At 34.9% G+C, this 18,632-nt stretch carries 15 protein-coding genes; 3 read left to right on the top strand and 12 right to left on the bottom strand.

What is annotated here, in order from left to right; all coding sequences use genetic code 11:
• Positions 1–2: 2 nt before the first annotated feature.
• From MHI57_RS19860 to MHI57_RS19835, 6 genes are read right to left on the bottom strand one after another with little or no spacing between them, the layout of a single operon-like run.
• Positions 3–611: a hypothetical protein gene (locus MHI57_RS19860; RefSeq protein WP_095370501.1), complete on the bottom strand. Its 609-nt coding sequence runs from the start codon at positions 609–611 to the stop codon at positions 3–5.
• Positions 608–1,243, bottom strand: coding sequence for a phosphate starvation-inducible protein PhoH (locus tag MHI57_RS19855; RefSeq protein WP_095370502.1), 636 nt, complete (start codon positions 1,241–1,243; stop codon positions 608–610). Before MHI57_RS19855 ends, MHI57_RS19860 begins: the two co-directional genes overlap by 4 nt.
• Positions 1,244–1,246: 3 nt before the next feature.
• Positions 1,247–2,041, bottom strand: a complete 795-nt coding sequence (locus MHI57_RS19850; RefSeq protein ID WP_340977994.1) for an ABC transporter ATP-binding protein — start codon at positions 2,039–2,041, stop codon at positions 1,247–1,249.
• Positions 2,038–3,726, bottom strand: a complete 1,689-nt coding sequence (locus MHI57_RS19845; protein ID WP_340977992.1) for a dipeptide/oligopeptide/nickel ABC transporter permease/ATP-binding protein — start codon at positions 3,724–3,726, stop codon at positions 2,038–2,040. Before MHI57_RS19845 ends, MHI57_RS19850 begins: the two co-directional genes overlap by 4 nt.
• Positions 3,696–4,733 (bottom strand): ABC transporter permease, encoded by a 1,038-nt coding sequence (locus tag MHI57_RS19840; RefSeq protein WP_340977990.1) that lies wholly within the window; start codon positions 4,731–4,733, stop codon positions 3,696–3,698. Before MHI57_RS19840 ends, MHI57_RS19845 begins: the two co-directional genes overlap by 31 nt.
• Before the next feature lie 15 nt (positions 4,734–4,748).
• Positions 4,749–6,395: an ABC transporter substrate-binding protein gene (locus tag MHI57_RS19835; RefSeq protein WP_340977988.1), complete on the bottom strand. Its 1,647-nt coding sequence runs from the start codon at positions 6,393–6,395 to the stop codon at positions 4,749–4,751.
• 565 nt (positions 6,396–6,960) lie between these two features.
• Between MHI57_RS19835 and MHI57_RS19830 the strand changes: the two genes are divergently transcribed.
• The gene (locus tag MHI57_RS19830) at positions 6,961–7,266 is read left to right on the top strand and encodes a putative quinol monooxygenase (protein ID WP_340977986.1); all 306 of its coding nucleotides are present in this window, start codon (positions 6,961–6,963) and stop codon (positions 7,264–7,266) included.
• A 552-nt stretch (positions 7,267–7,818) separates the two neighbouring features.
• Positions 7,819–9,009, top strand: a complete 1,191-nt coding sequence (locus MHI57_RS19825; RefSeq protein ID WP_340977983.1) for an MFS transporter — start codon at positions 7,819–7,821, stop codon at positions 9,007–9,009.
• A gap of 425 nt (positions 9,010–9,434) precedes the next feature.
• Here the strand turns inward: MHI57_RS19825 and MHI57_RS19820 are convergent, their stop codons facing one another.
• Positions 9,435–10,199 (bottom strand): MBL fold metallo-hydrolase, encoded by a 765-nt coding sequence (locus MHI57_RS19820; protein WP_340977981.1) that lies wholly within the window; start codon positions 10,197–10,199, stop codon positions 9,435–9,437.
• A 129-nt stretch (positions 10,200–10,328) separates the two neighbouring features.
• Between MHI57_RS19820 and MHI57_RS19815 the strand changes: the two genes are divergently transcribed.
• On the top strand, positions 10,329–10,736 hold the full coding sequence (locus MHI57_RS19815; RefSeq protein WP_340977979.1) for an Lrp/AsnC family transcriptional regulator: 408 nt from the start codon (positions 10,329–10,331) through the stop codon (positions 10,734–10,736).
• Positions 10,737–12,228: 1,492 nt separating this feature from the next.
• Here MHI57_RS19815 and MHI57_RS19805 read toward each other — a convergent pair.
• The 5 genes from MHI57_RS19805 to MHI57_RS19785 form a co-directional block, all read right to left on the bottom strand.
• The gene (locus MHI57_RS19805) at positions 12,229–13,233 is read right to left on the bottom strand and encodes a glutamate cyclase domain-containing protein (RefSeq protein ID WP_340977976.1); all 1,005 of its coding nucleotides are present in this window, start codon (positions 13,231–13,233) and stop codon (positions 12,229–12,231) included.
• Positions 13,234–13,244: 11 nt separating this feature from the next.
• A complete protein-coding gene (locus MHI57_RS19800) occupies positions 13,245–14,645 on the bottom strand; it encodes a Na+/H+ antiporter NhaC family protein (protein ID WP_340977974.1) in 1,401 nt (466 codons plus the stop codon).
• Between the two features lie 97 nt (positions 14,646–14,742).
• Positions 14,743–16,176 (bottom strand): GntP family permease, encoded by a 1,434-nt coding sequence (locus tag MHI57_RS19795; RefSeq protein WP_340977973.1) that lies wholly within the window; start codon positions 16,174–16,176, stop codon positions 14,743–14,745.
• A 92-nt stretch (positions 16,177–16,268) separates the two neighbouring features.
• Entirely contained in the window at positions 16,269–17,717 is a 1,449-nt protein-coding gene (locus MHI57_RS19790) for an aldehyde dehydrogenase family protein (RefSeq protein WP_340977972.1), read from the bottom strand.
• Entirely contained in the window at positions 17,717–18,625 is a 909-nt protein-coding gene (locus MHI57_RS19785; protein ID WP_340977971.1) for an NAD(P)-dependent oxidoreductase, read from the bottom strand. Before MHI57_RS19785 ends, MHI57_RS19790 begins: the two co-directional genes overlap by 1 nt.
• Between the last annotated feature and the right edge of the window lie 7 nt (positions 18,626–18,632).

The following is an 18,632-nucleotide window of genomic DNA, read 5'->3' as shown; positions in this document are numbered from 1 at the left end:
GATTAAATCTTACCTTCCTCAAGCCAAGGAAGAAATCCCCTTAAAAAACGTTCTGTTGCCGGCATAAAATAAGAACCGTAATGATAATCAGGATCGAGCGTCGTATTAATCCATGTTCCTTTCGAACTTACTTTATCAATATAAAATACCGCTCCACCATCTTCTGTCGCTACTAATACTTCACTGCCTTCGGGTGGCCAGTACACACCGTGTTGATGCCATGTTGCATCAGATAATGTTAAATAATTTTTGAATAGATCATGGTTTTCTCCTGCTAATACAAGACCGCTTTTCGCATCTTTCTCTAACCACCACCAAAAATTCGTAATTCGGAATTCCCAATCATGTTTAGGTAACCAATCAAAGCCTTGCGGACCAAACGTCACAACAATCCCACCATTATCTGCATAGGCATGAATTTTCTCGACATTTTCCTTTAAGAGTCCTAAATGCGTTTGTGATGGAATGAGCAAAACATCGATTTCTTCAAACGATGCCTCTGCTAATTCTCTAATAGGGATTAATTGATGGAAATGTTTAGCGAACTCAGACGTTTTGTATGTGCGGTGGTGCTGCGAACTTCCTCCGTAAACAACAGCAATCTTTCTCATGATTGTACCCCCTGAATTGTTTTACTATATTCCTCTTCTACCCATTTTCTTAATTGCGGAGAAATGCGTGACGTAGTTTTCTCTAGATCATTACTTCCCATATAGCCGAATAAATCAAAGCCTACATGAACAAGAATCGTCCCGTTTGTACTTTGTCGATCGATATATGTAATCGGTTCTTTTCCATCCAATGTAAGAAGCACCTCTGCCCCTTCTGGTAACGGATGATGACCGCGAGCAAAAAATCCAGCAACTCCTTTATTAAAAGTCATATCATCCTCTAGTACTCCTTCAAAAATTGGGTGAGCTGATTCAATTTTGACTGCATAATCTTGAAAACTCTTAATCTCCTTCGGCACAAACGGGCGACCGCCTGGTAACCAATCAGTGACTAGATTGCCTGAGAATATGACAATTTTCCCCTCATCTAAAAATGATGAAATTATGTCCTTATGCTCTAATAAAAAGTCCTGATCACACATACCCCCAATAACTAAACATGCATAAGGAGTGAAGTCTGTATATGGCAACTGGTAAATATCTACATGTGTAAAGCCAGTTGAATCTTGATTTTCTAAACGAGTTTGGGCAAAAACACCACCAGCGTTTAATGAGATAAATTGAATAGTCATTTTTTAACCTCCATGATTTTCTAGTATTAATAAGGCTTCTATTAAAGTTTTCGTATAAGGATGTACTGGATTCATAATGACATCTAACGTTTCTCCAGTTTCAACGATTTCTCCATTTTTTAGAACAATCAATCGATCGCAAAAGTCACGTGTTAACGCAATATCATGTGTAATAAATAAATAGGATGTACCTTCTTGTTGATTCATCCTTTTCATTAACCTAATTAAATCCAGGCGTAAAGATGTATCTAGCATAGAGGTCGGCTCGTCAGCTAATATCAGTTTCGGTTTACACACAAATGCTCTTGCTAACCCCACTCTTTGTCTTTCTCCACCGGATAATTCATGTGGATAACGATTCATATAATAGTCCGGGTCGAGATTCACACTACGAAGGGCCTCTTTAACTAATTGGGTTCTTTGCTCAAGATTGCCCTTTTCAATTTGTAAAATATGTAGGGACTCTCCAACAATCTCATGAATCTTCATTCGACTCGACAATGCCTCATATGGATCTTGAAAGACCATTTGAATATCTTTCGCTAATTGACGACGTACTTTCGTCTTCATTTTAGTTAGGTCATCACCAGCAAAAAGGATTTTTCCACTATCTGCTGTTTCTAAGCCACTTATTATACGACCAATCGTGCTCTTGCCTGCCCCACTTGCACCAATTAAACCGACAATTTCCCCTTCCTTCATGGAAAAAGAGACATTGGATAATACCTTTGTTTGCAAGGAAGATGAACGATAGAATGATTTCTTTAAAGAATTAATGCGTAATAAATCCGCACTCATCGGCTCACCTCCACTGTTTCTTTCTTCAGATATAGCGTTGGTATACTATCGATTAACACTCTTGTATAAGGGTTCGTGGATAACTTAGACAACTCAACAGATGGTCCCTCTTCTACCTTTCGCCCTTCCTTCATAATCATAAGTCGATCCGTCACGCTCAAAACGGAAGGAAGGTCATGGGAGATATAAATCATTGAAATACCTAACTCTTTTTGTAGTTTGCGTAATAATTGCACAATCTCTACCTGGACAATGACATCAAGTCCTGTTGTTGGTTCATCTGCAATAACGAGTTTGGGCTTATTAATTAAAGCCATCGCGATGATTACTCTCTGCTTCATTCCACCTGATAATTCATGCGGATAGGCTAAGCGCCATTTCTCATCCAAACCAACCTGTTGTAACACTTCAATAACACGCACATCCATTTCTTTGTTACTTAATTGATAATGGGCTCTGACGGCTTCTTGCAACTGCTTATCAATACGAATAACCGGATTTAGTGCATTCATGGCCGCTTGTGCAATATAGCCAATCTCCTTCCCTCGTATTTGTCTAAGCCCTTCATCATCAAAATGCTGTATGAGGTTACCTTCAAAGTAAATCTCACCTGACTCTTTCGCCGGTCTCTTTAATTGTTGAATAATCGCTGTAGCAATGGTTGACTTGCCACTTCCTGACTCACCAACAATACCTAGCACTTCACCATTTTTAACTACGAAACTAACATCATCAACAACAGAGCGATAATCACCTGATTTTGGATATGCAACTGTAAGACTCTCAACAGACAGCAGAATACCTTTTGAAGATTGATGTTCTTTTGTTTTGACAGGTTGTTTCTTCCTTTTTTCTCTTACAGAATAATCGCCTAAACGTGGATTGAATCTTTCTTCTAAGTAGTAGCCCATCAATGAAAAGGCTAAAACAACAATCACGATACATACGCCTGGAGGAATAATCCACCACACCCAAGCTTCTGTTAAAAAAGCACTTCGGCTATTCGCATAAAATAAAATACTTCCCCAACTCTTTGTTAACGGATCACCCATTCCTAAAAAGCTTAAAGACGATTCCATTAAAATAGCTGCATTCACTCCTGTTACGAACTGAGGGATGAAAATTGGTAACACGCCAGGTAAAATATGTTTATAAAATATATAAAAGTGGCTTGCGCCCATTGTTTTTGCTGCTAAAACAGGGCCAGTATGTTTGATAGAAAGGGTTTGTGCGCGAATTTGTCTCGCTTTACCTGCCCACATAACTAATGTAATAACAAACACTAAAGTAAAAATCCCAGCTCCCATATAAACTGCTACAACAATCATTAACGGCAGGAAAGGTAAGGTAAGAACGATATCTATTATTCGTAATACTACTGTTTCAAATCTACCGCCTATATATCCAGCTAACACACCTATTAAACCACCGATAAAAACTGCTAGAATAGCAGAGGCAATACCAATAAAGAGCGAAGTCCTAGCACCTACGGCCAACTCCGCCAATATATCTTGCCCCATATCATTTGTACCTAATAGATGTTCAAGATTAGGAGATTGAAAGGGAGGTCCAGATGCTTTATAGGCATCGTAAGGAATAAGCATAGGTCCAAAAAGGGCAAATACCAACATGGCTGAGAATAAAACTAAACCCGTTAAGCCAATCCACTTTGTTGTTTTACGCATGAGTGATCTCCTCTCCCTTCTCTTCCTTCCCTATTCCGCACACGCGGATCAAATAATGGATACGTTAAATCGGCAATTAAATTGGCCAATATGACACCCATTGTCACAAGTAAAAAGACACCTTGTAGCATAGGGAAGTCTCTAGCCGTTACGCTTTCATACAACAAGCGGCCAATCCCAGGGTATGAATAGACCGTTTCAATGACAACCGCTCCACCAAGTAGTGTTCCCACACTTAATGTGAAATGGGTGTAAATTGGTAACAAAGCATTTCTTAATGCATGCTTGAATACGAGTGCTCGTTTCTTAATTCCCTTCGCTTCAGCCACGGTCATATAATCTTGTCCTAATGATTCCAACATACTGGAGCGAGTGAGTAAATAATTAGAGCCGACTGTAGCTAACGTAATCGTAATCACTGGTAATATGGCATGGCTGACGACATCCTTGATATAACCCCAAGTGGTACCATCCTGTACCATTGAAACCGCTCCGAAAGTAGGAAACCAACCAAGCTGGACAGCGAATATCGATAGAAACATCATCCCGATCCAAAATCCAGGAATAGATTCCAATGTCAGCATGCCGGTTAATATGGTTAAATCACGTTTCTTCCCTCGGTTCCATGCCGAATATGCTCCCGCACTTACACCAATTACAAGACTAAGAATTAAAGCCGTCCCTACTAACAATAATGTCCATGGAATACGTTCTGTTAACACTTCTGTTACCGCGACACCATATTTTATTGAAGTGCCAAAATCTAAAGTGAAAACGCCTTTTAAGTACGTCCAATATTGCTCCCATAAAGACCCACCGAGGCCCAATGAATGTAGGGCCTCTTGTTTTTGTTCTGCTGTTAATTCATTGATTGTTGTTTCACCAAAGAAATATAATAACGGGTCACCCGGAGCGAGACGTGGCAAAGCAAAATTTATCGTTAAAGTAACAAATATCACTAATATATATTGACCTATTTTGTTTTTCACCTTCGCCAAATGCTTCATTTTTATCTAACTTCCTTACTCTACTAATTGCACTGGTGTAGTGGAGGAAACTTTACGTGCTTCTTCAGGTAAAAAGCTGAATTTATTTATAATACCAAAGCCTAAAGACTCAACATATTGATCATATACATCGGCGTTATACGCATAGATTTCTTCTGGATAATAAAGGGCAATCGCAGTTGGTTGCTCATTATATAGTGTTTGCATATCAAAAGAGATTGCTTTACGATCTTCGATTGTAGTCGCGTTCATCCAGTTCGATACTAACTCATCCATTTCTGGATAAGGTAGATCTTTTGTCCAAAGATAAGAAGATCGATGAGACATAATGAACTGATCCGGGTCAGCTACACCATGAGGACCAATTAAACTTACATAAGAATCAAAGTCATCTTCAGATACAGCCGCTGTATAAGTTGTTGGATCCATTGTTTTCACTTCGAACTGAATGCCGATTTCTTTCATTTGAGTTTGTAACATTTCTGCTGTACGGATATATAATGGCTCTGCAGAAGAAACACTAATATCAAGTTTTAAGTTTTCTCCTTCTGGTGTTTCACGATAGCCATCATTATTGCTATCTTCATATCCAAGTTCATCTAGCATGTTGTTAGCTTCTTCTACATTGAATGGTGTTGATAATTCAGGATTTGTCCATGGTGAATCTGGATGCGGATACCCTTTTTCACCCGCTCTTCCTTGTCCTAAAAGAACTGTACTGACAATACTCTCACGATCAATGCCAAGAGAGATTGCTTGACGGAACTCCTCTGAGTTAAATGGTTCCATCTCATAATTCAATCCAAATTGTACGATTGATAGCGGCGATGTACTTGCCAACTTCATAGAGTCTGTTTTTTGTAAAGTTTCTTGTAATTCAGCTGGTACAGTTCTTGTCGTTGTATCAATCTCACCAGATGTCAAAGCATTGAACATCGCTGTTGAATCTTTAATGATTGGCATACTCAACTTGTTCACAGTCGGTGCACCCATAAAATAATCAGTATTTGCCTCAAATTGATAGTATTGATCTGGTTCATATGCCGTTAATTTGAAAGGGCCTGTTCCAATAGCTAAATCCGTATGTTTGCGTGGATTCTCAACATTTTCCCAAATATGTTTTGGTAAGATTGGTAAATCGGCAAATGTGATGGTTGCCATTGAAGGACAAGCATAAGCGCATTTGAATTCTAATGTTTCCCCATCATCTAAAATCTCAATAGTATCAACCTTTGGCACTTCACTTACATGGTGCGTGTGACGGTTTGGTGGTCCATCACGGTAGTACTCATATGTAAACTTCACATCTTCAGCCGTAAAGTCTTCTCCATCATGCCACTTAATACCAGAACGAATTCTGACACGCCAAGTTGTATCATCTAACTGCTCTGCTGATTCTGCTAACCATGGTTGTGGCTCATCTACATAAGGGGATGGAGAAAATAATTTATCGTACACAAGATCTGTTAACCAATCCATGTTTCCTGTATAAATATTCAAGGGACCTACATCACTTGGGACCCCGATTTTCAATTCCTCTACTTCTACATTATTTTTATCCTCGCTACTAGCCTTTCCTTCAGATGATGACTCACTAGAGCTGCATCCAGCGATAATCATTAGTACAGCAAGACTAATAAGACCTAATACTTTCTTAAACATCCTCCCTATTTCCCCTCTCTTTTATATAAAATATATTAATATCATTTTTCAATAAGTAGATTATCATAGTTGAGAAAGATTATCAATATCATTTAAATGGAATAATATTCAATAAACCTTTTAAATATAGAGTTTTATTGACTTTGTTTTAGAAAAATATTCTCAGTCTATTCTCATTTGGGAATTTTATCATTATAATATTTTGGGTAATATTCAAAATATTGTTAAAATTAATTAGAGAAGGTAATCTTATTGAAGTAATCTAGGCGGAATTTGCTTAAAGTAGCGGTGCATTTCAATAGTGGATTATCCTATAAAGTTTTTTGATTAGTGGATAAACCTGATACTGAAACTTTTTATCATAATCAAGGATTCAAGTTCCTCTTTTTACACTTGATCTGTTTCATTTTCTGAAAGAATACCCCATTTGCTCCTATTCTTTTTTACCTACATAAACCTCAGGGAATTGCCAAAGATCAACACAAATATATTTCCAATCTTTTCAAGGGTTTTGTTTTATGAAGGCAGAACTATATGAAGTATGAGACGATTAGGAGGGATATACATGAACCAGTATAGTCAATTTACGAAATTTATGACGAAAGATAACCAAGGTGATGTATTAGTTGATCTTCTATTACAAGCATCTGAAGAAATGGAACGCCATCAGCCTTGTCAAATTTATCTTATCAATACGGCAAAAAAAGAGGAAAATATCGTTTATGTATATGAAGTGTGGTCGAGTAAAGAGGCCCATGAAGAGTTACTTACACTAGAATTTTTTCAAAACCTAATTAAGCGAGCGAAGCCAATTATTGTAAATATCGAAGTGGTCAGCACTTTTGAATTTGTTGCTGGAAAAGGGGTCTAACAATGATTTAATAAAATCACTATAGCCCCTCACCTTCTAGAAGCTAGATTAATAATTTGGGACTCTTAAACTAATGGGCATTAATCCAAGACGGATTAATGCTTTTTCTTTTAAGAGACTATAGGCAGGCTAGTTCAAGTGAACAATTTCACAATTGTCATGTTTTCAGAAAACAGGTAATCACTGATTTGAATAGATTTTAATGCTATTTATGAGATTAGTGCAGTACATTTTTAAACTTATTGGATGTTCATTTAGTCAGTTTTTAAAAAGTTTCTATTTACAAATACCTTTTTTCATAAAAAATAATTCCCTAGTAAATAAACTCTTTCAAAATGTTAGTGAAGTGTACAAAACACTATATTTTTGAAAGGATTTTGCTCATGAAGAAGTGATATCATGTGTCTTGTACAAATATTTAATCGGCTAATTGATATATGATTAACAAATTTTAGAACATGAAAATATTAATTACGCTGAATTGAGTTAGCCATCTGCATTTTTGGTCACTAAGGTTCTCTCTATGACTAAAATTAAGATAGGAGGAAAAATATGAATCAGACAAAGACGAATTTATGGACGAAAGGGTTTATTATCCTCTCATTAATAAATTTCTTTATTACATTAATTTTCTTTTTATTGAATGCTACAATCACTATGTATGCAATAGATAACTTCAATGCATCTACCAGTCAGGCTGGTATTACCGCCGGGATTTTTATTATTGGCTCTTTAATAGGAAGATTATTCACAGGACGTCTTATACATTCAAAAAAAATACTAGTTTTTGGATTGTTTTTTTTCGTTATCACTACATTATTATATTTTGTAGATTTTGGTATTTATTTTCTTATGTTAAACCGTTTACTTAACGGGATTACAGTGGGAATTGCAACTACAGTTGTAGGGACAGTTGTAGCGCTTACTCTCCCTAAATCAAGAAGAGCAGAAGGAATTAGTTATTTTGCAGTTAGTACAGCACTAGCTACTGGGACTGGTCCATTTTTCGGGTTGTTTTTGAGTCAAAATGCAAGCTTTAATGCTATCTTTGCTTTTAGCCTATTACTAGGTATTATTAGTTTAGTAATCGCACTCGTTATGAATTTCCCTCAAAATCCAATGGAAATAAAAAGAGAAAAAGGACACAGTATTTCTAGCTATATTGAGCCGAAAGCTATACCAATTGCAATTATTATTTTCATAATGAGTTTTTGTTTCTCCGGAATAGTTTCATTTATAAATTTATATGCACTTGAAATAGGGTTAGTGCAAACAGCAAGCTTTTTCTTTATGGTCTATACTCTGTTTGTTTTACTATCTCGACCATTCACGGGACGATTAATGGATAGAAAAGGAGCCAACATTATCATATATCCTGCTATAATTTTATATGGAGTAGGACTGCTACTATTAAGTTTAGCAACAAATAGTATAACATTATTAATGGCAGGAGCTTTAATTGCTCTAGGATTTGGTAATGTATCATCTATATCTCAGGCATTAGCAATAAGTTTGGTTGAGCCTCATCGAGTTGGTTTAGCAACAGCTACTTTCTTTATATTCATGGATTTAGGGAATGGCTTAGGTCCTACTGTTCTTGGATTGATTATACCCGCTACTGGCTATAGTGGTTTATATGTAACATTATGTTTAATAGTCTTTACATCCATACTACTTTATTATTTCTTATATGGAAGAAATGAAACCAGGACTCAAAGAAAGTCACCTATAAGTAATGAATAATATAGAAGGACATCCTAATTTTGAACTCCCCGTAGCAGTTAGACAATAGTCTAGTTCTTACGGGTTTTTTATATTATGTGATAAATAACAGTGGAACAACAAATAACGATTGCTCGATGATATGTAAATGAAAAGGAATCTATATATGGAACTCGAAAGCGGTTAATATATCATCAGTGGCTGAATCGATTATTACCAAGATGGCAGGATAGAGGCATTCTATACTGCCTAATATGTCTAAACTTTGTTGACTCACATGAACGACAGAAGCGTATTCTATAAAATAATTAGGGTTTTATTTACTTAATAAAACATTATAACAAATAGAAGAAGAAGCTCACATTACCGATAGCTAACATAATGCGCTTCTTCTTCTTCATAATATTTTTAATGATAAAATAAAGACTTAAATATATATATCTAAATTACAGTGTATAAGATTCACCGTCTTCTGGGATTAAAATATTGTTTGAGAAACCATGTTCTTTACTATAGTTTCTTAATTCTTCCCTCGACAGAGTCCAATGATTAATAGCTTCCATATGAACAGCAATAATTTTAGCAAATGGGCTTGCTTTGTGTACATTAAAGATATCTTCTTTTCCCATGATGAGTGAGCCGAGTTCAAATATCTGATTATCTCCCCCATTTAACACAATGATTTCAGGTCGATGAGTATGAATCACGCCTTCTATTGCTTCATACCAAACTGTATCCCCAGCTACATATAGTACTTTTTCGCTTGGGTGTCTAAATACAATTCCACAAACTTCACCCAATGCTTTTACTGCTTTTTCACCTCGACCATGTTCCCCTTTTGTTTTTACTAAATGGATACCTTCAAAAACAGTATCTTGATGTAGTATTTCAACATTATTAAATCCACTTGCTTTTATTTCTTTAGAATCTGCTTCATTTTGAACAAACATCTTAATATCTTTAGGTAACACTTCTTTTGCCATATCATCAAAGTGATCTAGATGTAGATGAGTAAGAATTACTGCATCTATGCCATCTAGAATATCATCAATAGAAATTGGTAAACTAACCAAAGGATTATACAGATGTTGTCTTACTGTATCCGAAAACGGTGGATAGGTACCTTTTTCTGCTAACATTGGATCTATTAATATTTTTTTATTTGCATATTCAACTATAATTGTCGCATTTCTAATTTGCGTAATTTTCATAATTACAACTCACTTTCTTTTATATTTGTATTTCCTGGGTTAAGTGTATAATATGAGCAGTATCCAATTACACAGACAAAATAAAGTATTTTAACTCTTTTGCTTTATTTTTGAAAGGAGTTAAGGGTTATGGACCAAACTGATAAAAGAATCATAGAAGAATTAAGTAGGAATAGCCGGATTACAATGAAAGAATTGGGAGAGAGGGTTCACTTAACAGGGCCAGCAGCTACAGCACGAGTAGAGAAATTAGAAGACAACGGTATTATTGAGGGGTATAGCATTAAAGTTAACCAAACAAAATTAGGCTGTTTTATATATACATTTATCAATATCTATATAGAAGGTACACACCATTATTCATATCTATCATTTATCCAAACTAAGAATCACTATATTATCAATAATTATAAAATTAGCGGTGATGGCTGTTATCTATTGGAGTGCAGATTTCCAAATAATGAAGCATTAGAACAGTTTCTAACAGAGTTGAATAAGTATGCAAATTATAAGTTATCCATTGTTATTAACAAATAAAGACTTAGTTTATAAGCCACGAATCAGTATTAATTGAGTAATTATTAAAAGAGTTATCATTCCTTTAGTATAGTCACGTACTTTAGGAATGATGAACATATTGTTAACCATCTATTATTCATTAGATTTGTTGTAGCATGAATTTATGTTGTTTATTTGTTACATATGTATGATGTACAGTATTTTTATATCCTTAAAGTAAGTGCTAATTATTATATTCATTAGATTTATAAATGCTGTACTATGAAAGTTTAACAGAAGAATTGATAATATGAACATAAGATTAAAACCATTGAAAAGAAACTCGGAAGACTAAGAAAAAATATCTGATTTCATTTATGAATGATTTACAGAAGTAGAATGACTTCCAATAAGTTTGTTATTTCTTAAGACTAAGCTAAATAATGTAGATTTTTTTGTTATATATGTTGAGATACCTTTGTAGGTTTTACTTACTTAATAACTCACAAAAATCTAACATATTATCATTATTTAGCAATAGAAACTAAATTACAATAAAAAGGATATGGTAGCCAAATATTTTCGAAATTAAGGAAAGATACACTGAGAATCAAATCATACTCAATATAGAAACTGATGATGAAAGAGCAGTAAATTAAAAAAAATTTATATACGGAATGGTTATAAAACTCAGGTCTTATTTTTAAAGGTCGTTGTTGTGTTTATGAAGTTTTAGTAAATGGAGAAAAAGAGGTTAATAGAGAAGGATTTATAATTTATTTAAGGCGTTTACAGGTTAATCACTTTTCCTTCATTTAGAAATAGAGATAAATAAATTTAAAAGCTATTCAGGGAGTTGAACTATACTTTTATTCCATTAATTATATGCCATATAAATTTTCCCTGCGCATTACCACTAATATTAAATTCATATAGATAGACAGTTTTACAATTGTAGAAATGACACTGCTTCTGTTACCCCCTCTTCTTTAAAGGGTATAAATGAATACCTTTATGTAAGAAGTGCGAAGTATAAAGCAGGTAATAAAGTAAATGAGTATCTATTTGTGAAGCATTATAATGGGAAGACTCCTCCCCTACAACAGAGCAGATAAAATATAAATATATTAAATCTTTTAATAACGTATGGGACCACATAAATTAAGACATACTTATGCTACTAACTTAGCTGAGCAAACTGGTGGTGACACTCCAATTATTAAGAATCAGCTTGGCCATACTCAATAAAATGTATCCTTACTATCTCAATACCAGTAGAGAAAAACAAAGATTGACAGCTGAACTGTTGGATAAAAGAAAGATTGAAAGTGATTAATATTATCTCTTTAAAAAAGAGCTTTCAGTTTTATGAAGGCCCTTTTCAATTACTTAAAAATACTCATTTAGGTTCTGTTATATAACTTCTGTTAGTAACAGTGTATAGTGTTTCTTTTTTCGTTTTATATATGTCAACCTTCTATGAGGGAAAATTATATATAATTTAAATATACAGTTAAAACCCACATTGTTTCTATCTCCTTAATAAATCTTTATTAACAAGATTAAATAACATCGTAATGATTGATAGATTACATTTAAGATCTAAGCCATCTACACTCATGTCGAGTTTTCCAGTTACCCCGTCAATGTTATTGCAATTTATAGCCGTTTTTATCAAATTTAATTCACAATCTTTAGTGTGAACTAAATCAAGATCTGTTTCTAATAATGCGAGAGCTGCACATAGTCCATAACAACCCCAGTTAGAAACTGCACTAGTTATCAGCATATCTGTTTCTACTGCAGGAACAATACTAGATTCACATCCGCATTGACATTTATCACCATAAGGGATGTGTTTTTGAACTGCATTTTCAACCATTTTCATCCCTATTTCATTCCCACCATCACCAATACCTAAGGTAGGAATGTTTTGTTTTTTTGCTAGTTTTACAATAATGTCGATACGTGCATACCCTTCTGAGTAGTCAAATCCCTTCATGTTATGAAAAACACCTTTATTATTTGGGCCTGTTCTTTCAATACAGATAACCATAGATGGATTAAATAAATTAAGAAGATCATTTCCCATTTTTTCAGCTTCAGTTACTTTTTCTGAGATAGGAATAATACATGCTATCGGTATTTCGTTGTATTCCTTAATTGAATTAATATAAATCATTTCTTTCTTAGACAATATTTTAAAACCTTCTGTTTCGAAAAGAGGTTTTATTGTATGAACTAACGATGCCTCAATTAAAATAATAGGTATTGTTTTTTTATTTTTCCATAAGGATATTGCTAATGCTACGGTTCCTAAAGGACCATCTGTTTCACCTATTGATTTTGATACCCATCCTCGAGCTAGAGCTCCTGTAGATAAAAAGATAAATTGATTTTCTTCTATATTTTTGATAGCTTTAGCTGCATTTAATATAAGTGGTTCTCCAGTCATTCTTCTTGCCTCTTTATAGAGGTGGTTTACTCCTCTTTTATTAAAATCTATATTGATTAATTGTTCTATTTGATCGTACATCATTTGTCTCCTTATGAAACTTTCTTTTGTTGATCACTTGGGTCAATATATGTTCTTCTCCAGCCAGTAATTGCTGCAATGATGATCACAATGAATAACGTCCATGCATAAGGGTTCAAAAATGAAGTGAATATGCCAGGTAACGGAATATTAAACTGTTCTGAAGCGACAACTAGCAGTCCATACCATGTAATAATTGAACTATGCCAAGGAATTGTAAAATAAAAGCTTGTAACTGAACAATCCATCATGATGGCTTTTCTGGATGGTGTAAGATTAAACCTTTCACCAATTTTTTTAACAAATCCTGGACCAACTAAAAGTGCTGCTGCAGTGTTATTTGAAATTGGAGTAGAAATCAATGCAGTAACAAAAATAATAGCAAGTTCAGCCGTACGAGCGCTTTTAGCAAATTTATCAGTTACGTAATTTAGAATCTTTTCAATTGCCCCTGCTTCCATAAATATTTGAGTAACAGAGAGAATAATTAATACAAAGATAATTAAATTAACTACACTTCCAATCCCATCTTCAATGACTCCTGAGGTCATACCGCTCTCTGATGGTATAAAGAAGAGTTCGCTGAGTGTAAATCCACCGTTTAATATCCCTAGTAGTATGGCAGTTAAGATTCCCCAAATAAAAGCTTCAATCATATGTCTATCTAAAAAAACAGCTATCAATAAAGATATAAAACTAAGTAGCATCACTAATCCAGATGGATTCGCTGTAGCTGTTACTTCATTTTGAGTGACTTGTCCTCCACCACCAAAAATAAAAACTATTAGTATAGTAATTGATGAAGCCAAGATAACCATAGGCATTCTGGCTTTTACTACCGTTTTAATTTTTGCATCCTGTGTCGTCGCAGAAGCAATTGTTGTATCTGAATGAGGAGAAACATTATCGCCGAATCCTGCTCCAGCTAATATGGCTACAGCTAGCATGATAGGGTCAGCACCTAAAAATACCCCCGCAGGATATAAAGATGGTGTCATTGCAATCAGTGTACCAGTTGCTGAACCTGTTACAAGAGAAAATAACATTGCACAAATTAGAGCTATCACTGCAAAAAATCTGCCTTGTAAATGCGCTTCCATCCCGACCCAAAGTAGCCCTTCAACCAATCCTCCAGCGATCATTATCTGACCAAAAACGCCTGCAAAGAGCCATAGTGTTATTAAGATAGCACCATTATGCGTTCCTATCCCTCGGATAATCGATTCGCAATAGTCAGATTTATCCTTCGCTAAGAACATTCCTAAAACTAGGGAAATCCAACCAACAGCCCAATAAGCTTTAGTCCCCCCCGTACCTGCAAATGTAACGACTATCATTCCTGTAATAAAGAGGATTAAAGGAAAACTACCTCCTAAAGCACCACCATACATATCTAGTTTTTTGTCCTTCAATTTATATTCTCCTTCTTTTCAAAGTCATAGATTTCATCTTATGAACCTTTTACATGACACCAACTTTTACCCAAATACATTATTAACTTATAAACTATTAAACCCAACCTGTAATTAAATAAATGACAATAATAATAAAGCAAACAGTAGTCATAATTAATGTGATACCAAAAATGTCTTTATAAGATTGTTTATGAGTTAATCCTGTTATGGCTAGGATTGTTATGACTCCTCCGTTATGTGGAAGTGTGTCCAAGGCACCTGAAGACATAGAGATAATACGGTGCATTACCTCCATTGGTATATTCGCCTGATTTGCCATTGCAATGTAAGTATCAGAAAGTGCACCTAATGTAATTCCTAACCCTCCTGCAGCTGAGCCTGTCATACCTGCAAGTGTAGTAGTTGTTACAGCTGAATTAATTAAAGGATTAGAAAACACTTGTGCAATTCCTGCTGTGACTATTGTAAAACCTGGTAGGGCAGCAATAACTCCACCAAAACCGAATTCAGCAGCTGTATTAGTAACAGCTAATAGTGATCCCCTGATGCTTTGGTTAATACCAGTTTTTAATTCACTTAAAATTCCTTTAGGGTTAAAAAGTATTGTGGCGAATATACCAATGGCTAATGCTAAGATAACAGACCATGTTCCAACAACATCATAAATATTTAATTGACCATATGCATTTAACCCTATTGATGCAAAATCAAATCCATTTGGATACCAAGTAGGTAAATATGTAGTAAAAAGTTTATTTGAGATTGCTACTAATAGTAGAGGTATAAATGCAATAAAGATTCGGTATAATTTATCTTTTTGGTCCTTCTCTTTTTGCATTTTTGAAATAATTTCATGTGTTTCACTGATTTGTTCTTCATTAAGTTTTGAGAAGAAACCTTCTCCGGATTTTTTTGCTTTATTTGCACGACTCTGTAAATATATGACACCTAAAGTTAAAATCCCTAAAGAATTTAATATCCCAAGGATAGGAGCTGCATATATGTCCGTACCAAAAAAAGATGTTGGGATTACATTTTGTATTTGTGGAGAGCCAGGTAGTGAGTTAACAGCAAAACCAAAGGCTCCTAGTACGACAGTTGCAGGTATTAACCTTTTTGGAATCTCACTTGCTTTAAATAAAGCAACCGCAAATGGGTATACAGCAAAGACAACAACAAATGAACTTACACCACTATATACAAGAATTACACAAAGTAAAACAATTGCTAAAATAGAGCGTTTTTCACCAATTAATCTAACAATTGATTTGGAAATTATTTGCGAAATCCCAGATAATTCAATTAACTTACCGAAAATAGCTCCTAGAATGAAAATTGGGAAGTATTGCTTAATAAAATCTCCCATTCTCGACATAAATATTTCGGAAAAGAAAGGTAAGGTATTATAAGGGGCCACTAATATTACAGCTAACATTGCACATAAAGGCGCTAAAATGATAACGGAAATACCCTTATATGCTCCGTACATTAGTAAACCAAGTGCTAGTAGTATAATAAGTACTTCCATGGTGATTTTCCTCCAAATGAAATCTTTAGATTATATAAAAAAGAAGCTGCTGCTAAAAAGAGAAGTCCCCTAGCGCAGCTCCTTTTTACTTATTATGGTTTAAGGTATAATGTTCTTGTTTCAGAATAGAATTGAACTCCTGCTTTTCCCTGTTCTCTTGGTCCGATAGTTGTACACTTCATTCCACCAAATGGGAAGTGAGGTTCACTATATATACTTGGCATATTCACATGTGATACACCTGATTCAACGTTTTCTAAGTAATTAAAAGCTTTATTCATATCATTTGTATAGATAGAAGAAGAGAGACCATAGTCTATATCGTTTGACACTTTTAGTGCTTCTTCAAAACTATCTACTTCGATAATTGCTAGTAATGGACCAAAGATTTCCTCTTGTGCAATTTTCATATCTGATGAGACGTTCGTGAAGATAGTTGGTTCAACAAAATAACCTTTGTCCCTCCCTTTAGATAAGATTCTATTACCTCCTATTAAAAGTTCGGCACCTTCTTTTTTCCCTGCTTCAACATAGTATTCAAAGTTTTTCACTTGATTTTCATCAATAAAAGCGCCCATATTCACATTGGAATCGGCAGGGTTACCAACAGTTATCTTACTTGTTGCTTCTACAAGTTTGGACGTTACTTCAGCAGCGATGTCTTTGTGAAGAATGACTCTACTGGTTGCAGTGCAACGTTGTCCACACTCACCAAAACCACTAAGGATAATATGTTCAACTGCTAGGTCTAAATCTGCATCTGGAAGTATAACAAATGGGTTTTTACCACCCATTTCAGCTTGCATTTTTGCACCTCGAGCCGTAACTACTTTTCCTAAAGATGTCCCGACATTAGTTGAACCAGTAAATGAAACAGCCTTCACTTTTTCGTGTTTACCTAATACATCCCCAGCTGGTTTACCAGGACCAGTTATAAAATTTAAAACTCCTTTAGGTAATCCGCATTCTTCTAAAAGTTGTACATACATTACGCTAATAAGTGGTGTTGTAGAAGCTGGTTTAAATACAACTGTGTTCCCAGAAACCAATGCAGGTGTAGTTTTCGAAGCAGCTAAACCTAATGGGAAGTTCCAAGGTGTAATAATACCTACTACTCCATGGGGTACTCTTTTTGTATAGCCAATTACTCCTTCTTGTTGCGATGGAAGCGTCTCTCCTGCTAGTCTCGTTGCTTCCCCTGCCATAAAGCGGATAACGTTAATTGCTCGCATGACTTCTCCCATAGCCTCAACGTTTGTTTTTCCAGTTTCACGAACAATTACATCCTTAAATGTTTCTTTTCTTTCTTCTAATTTAGCTGTTACCTTATAAAACACATCTGCTCTAAGTGGCGCTGGTGTGTTTTTCCACATCAATCTTTTCTCAAAAGCTGCATCTACAGCTTCATTTATATCACTTTCATCTGAATAAGCAAACTCAGCTATTATGTCATCATTATTAGCTGGATTGATACTTGTAAATGTCTTACCAGATTTTGCATCTATCCATTCTCCATTTATATAATTCTGATATTTTTTCATTAATTCTGCACTCCTTCACTTGATTGGACTTTAGTACTTATTAATTCTTCATAAAACTGGATTAATGCTGTGTGATCTTGTGGCCCATATCCCTTTTGTTGAGCAACTGTAATAAATTGGCTCGCTAATTGAGCGATTGAAAGAGGTACGCCTTCTTCTCTACCTAATGTAAGTGCAATTTCCATGTCTTTTTTTAATAAATCTGTTGAGAAACCTGGATTAAAGTTGCGAGACATGACATTACTAGGAAACTTGACATCAATTGCAAAATTCCTCCCAGCACTAGAACTAATTACATCAAGTAATTTTTCAGCTTGAATGCCAGATTTTACACCTAAAGCCATTGCTTCGCATGAAGCAACAAAAATAGCACCATATAATAGATTATTTATTGATTTAATGGCATGCCCTGTTCCAGCGTCTCCAACATAGAATACTTTCTTACCCAATAAATTTAATAGCGGTAGATTTTTTTCCATTATCTGTTCGTCGCCACCGACCATAATGCTGAGGACTCCTTGTGCAGCTCCTTCAGGTCCTCCACTAACAGGGGCATCTAAAAGATTTATGCCAGATTCTTTTAAGACGTTATATAGCTTTTTTGTGCTTGATGGTTCAGAACTGCTCATATCAATAATTGTGCTACCAGGCCTTAGTCTGTTAATTAATCCATCGTTTCCAAGAACAACGGATTCAATAATTTTCGCATTTGGTAATGATAGAAAAACAATATCACTATTAGTCCCGATATCTAATGGATTATTACATCCATTACCTCCCAATGCCTCGATTTTCTTAATTGCATCTTGATTCATATCAAATACATAAAGATTGTTTCCACCCTTTAGTAAATTAATAGCCATTGGTAATCCCATGTTACCTAACCCGATAAATCCAATGTTTTTCATTATAATA

The sequence above is a fragment of the Cytobacillus sp. FSL K6-0129 genome, from assembly GCF_038007625.1.
Classification (GTDB): Bacteria; Bacillota; Bacilli; order Bacillales; family Cytobacillaceae; genus Cytobacillus; species Cytobacillus kochii.
Note: the sequence above shows the minus strand (reverse complement) of the source record. Positions and strands in the feature narration are given on the sequence as shown.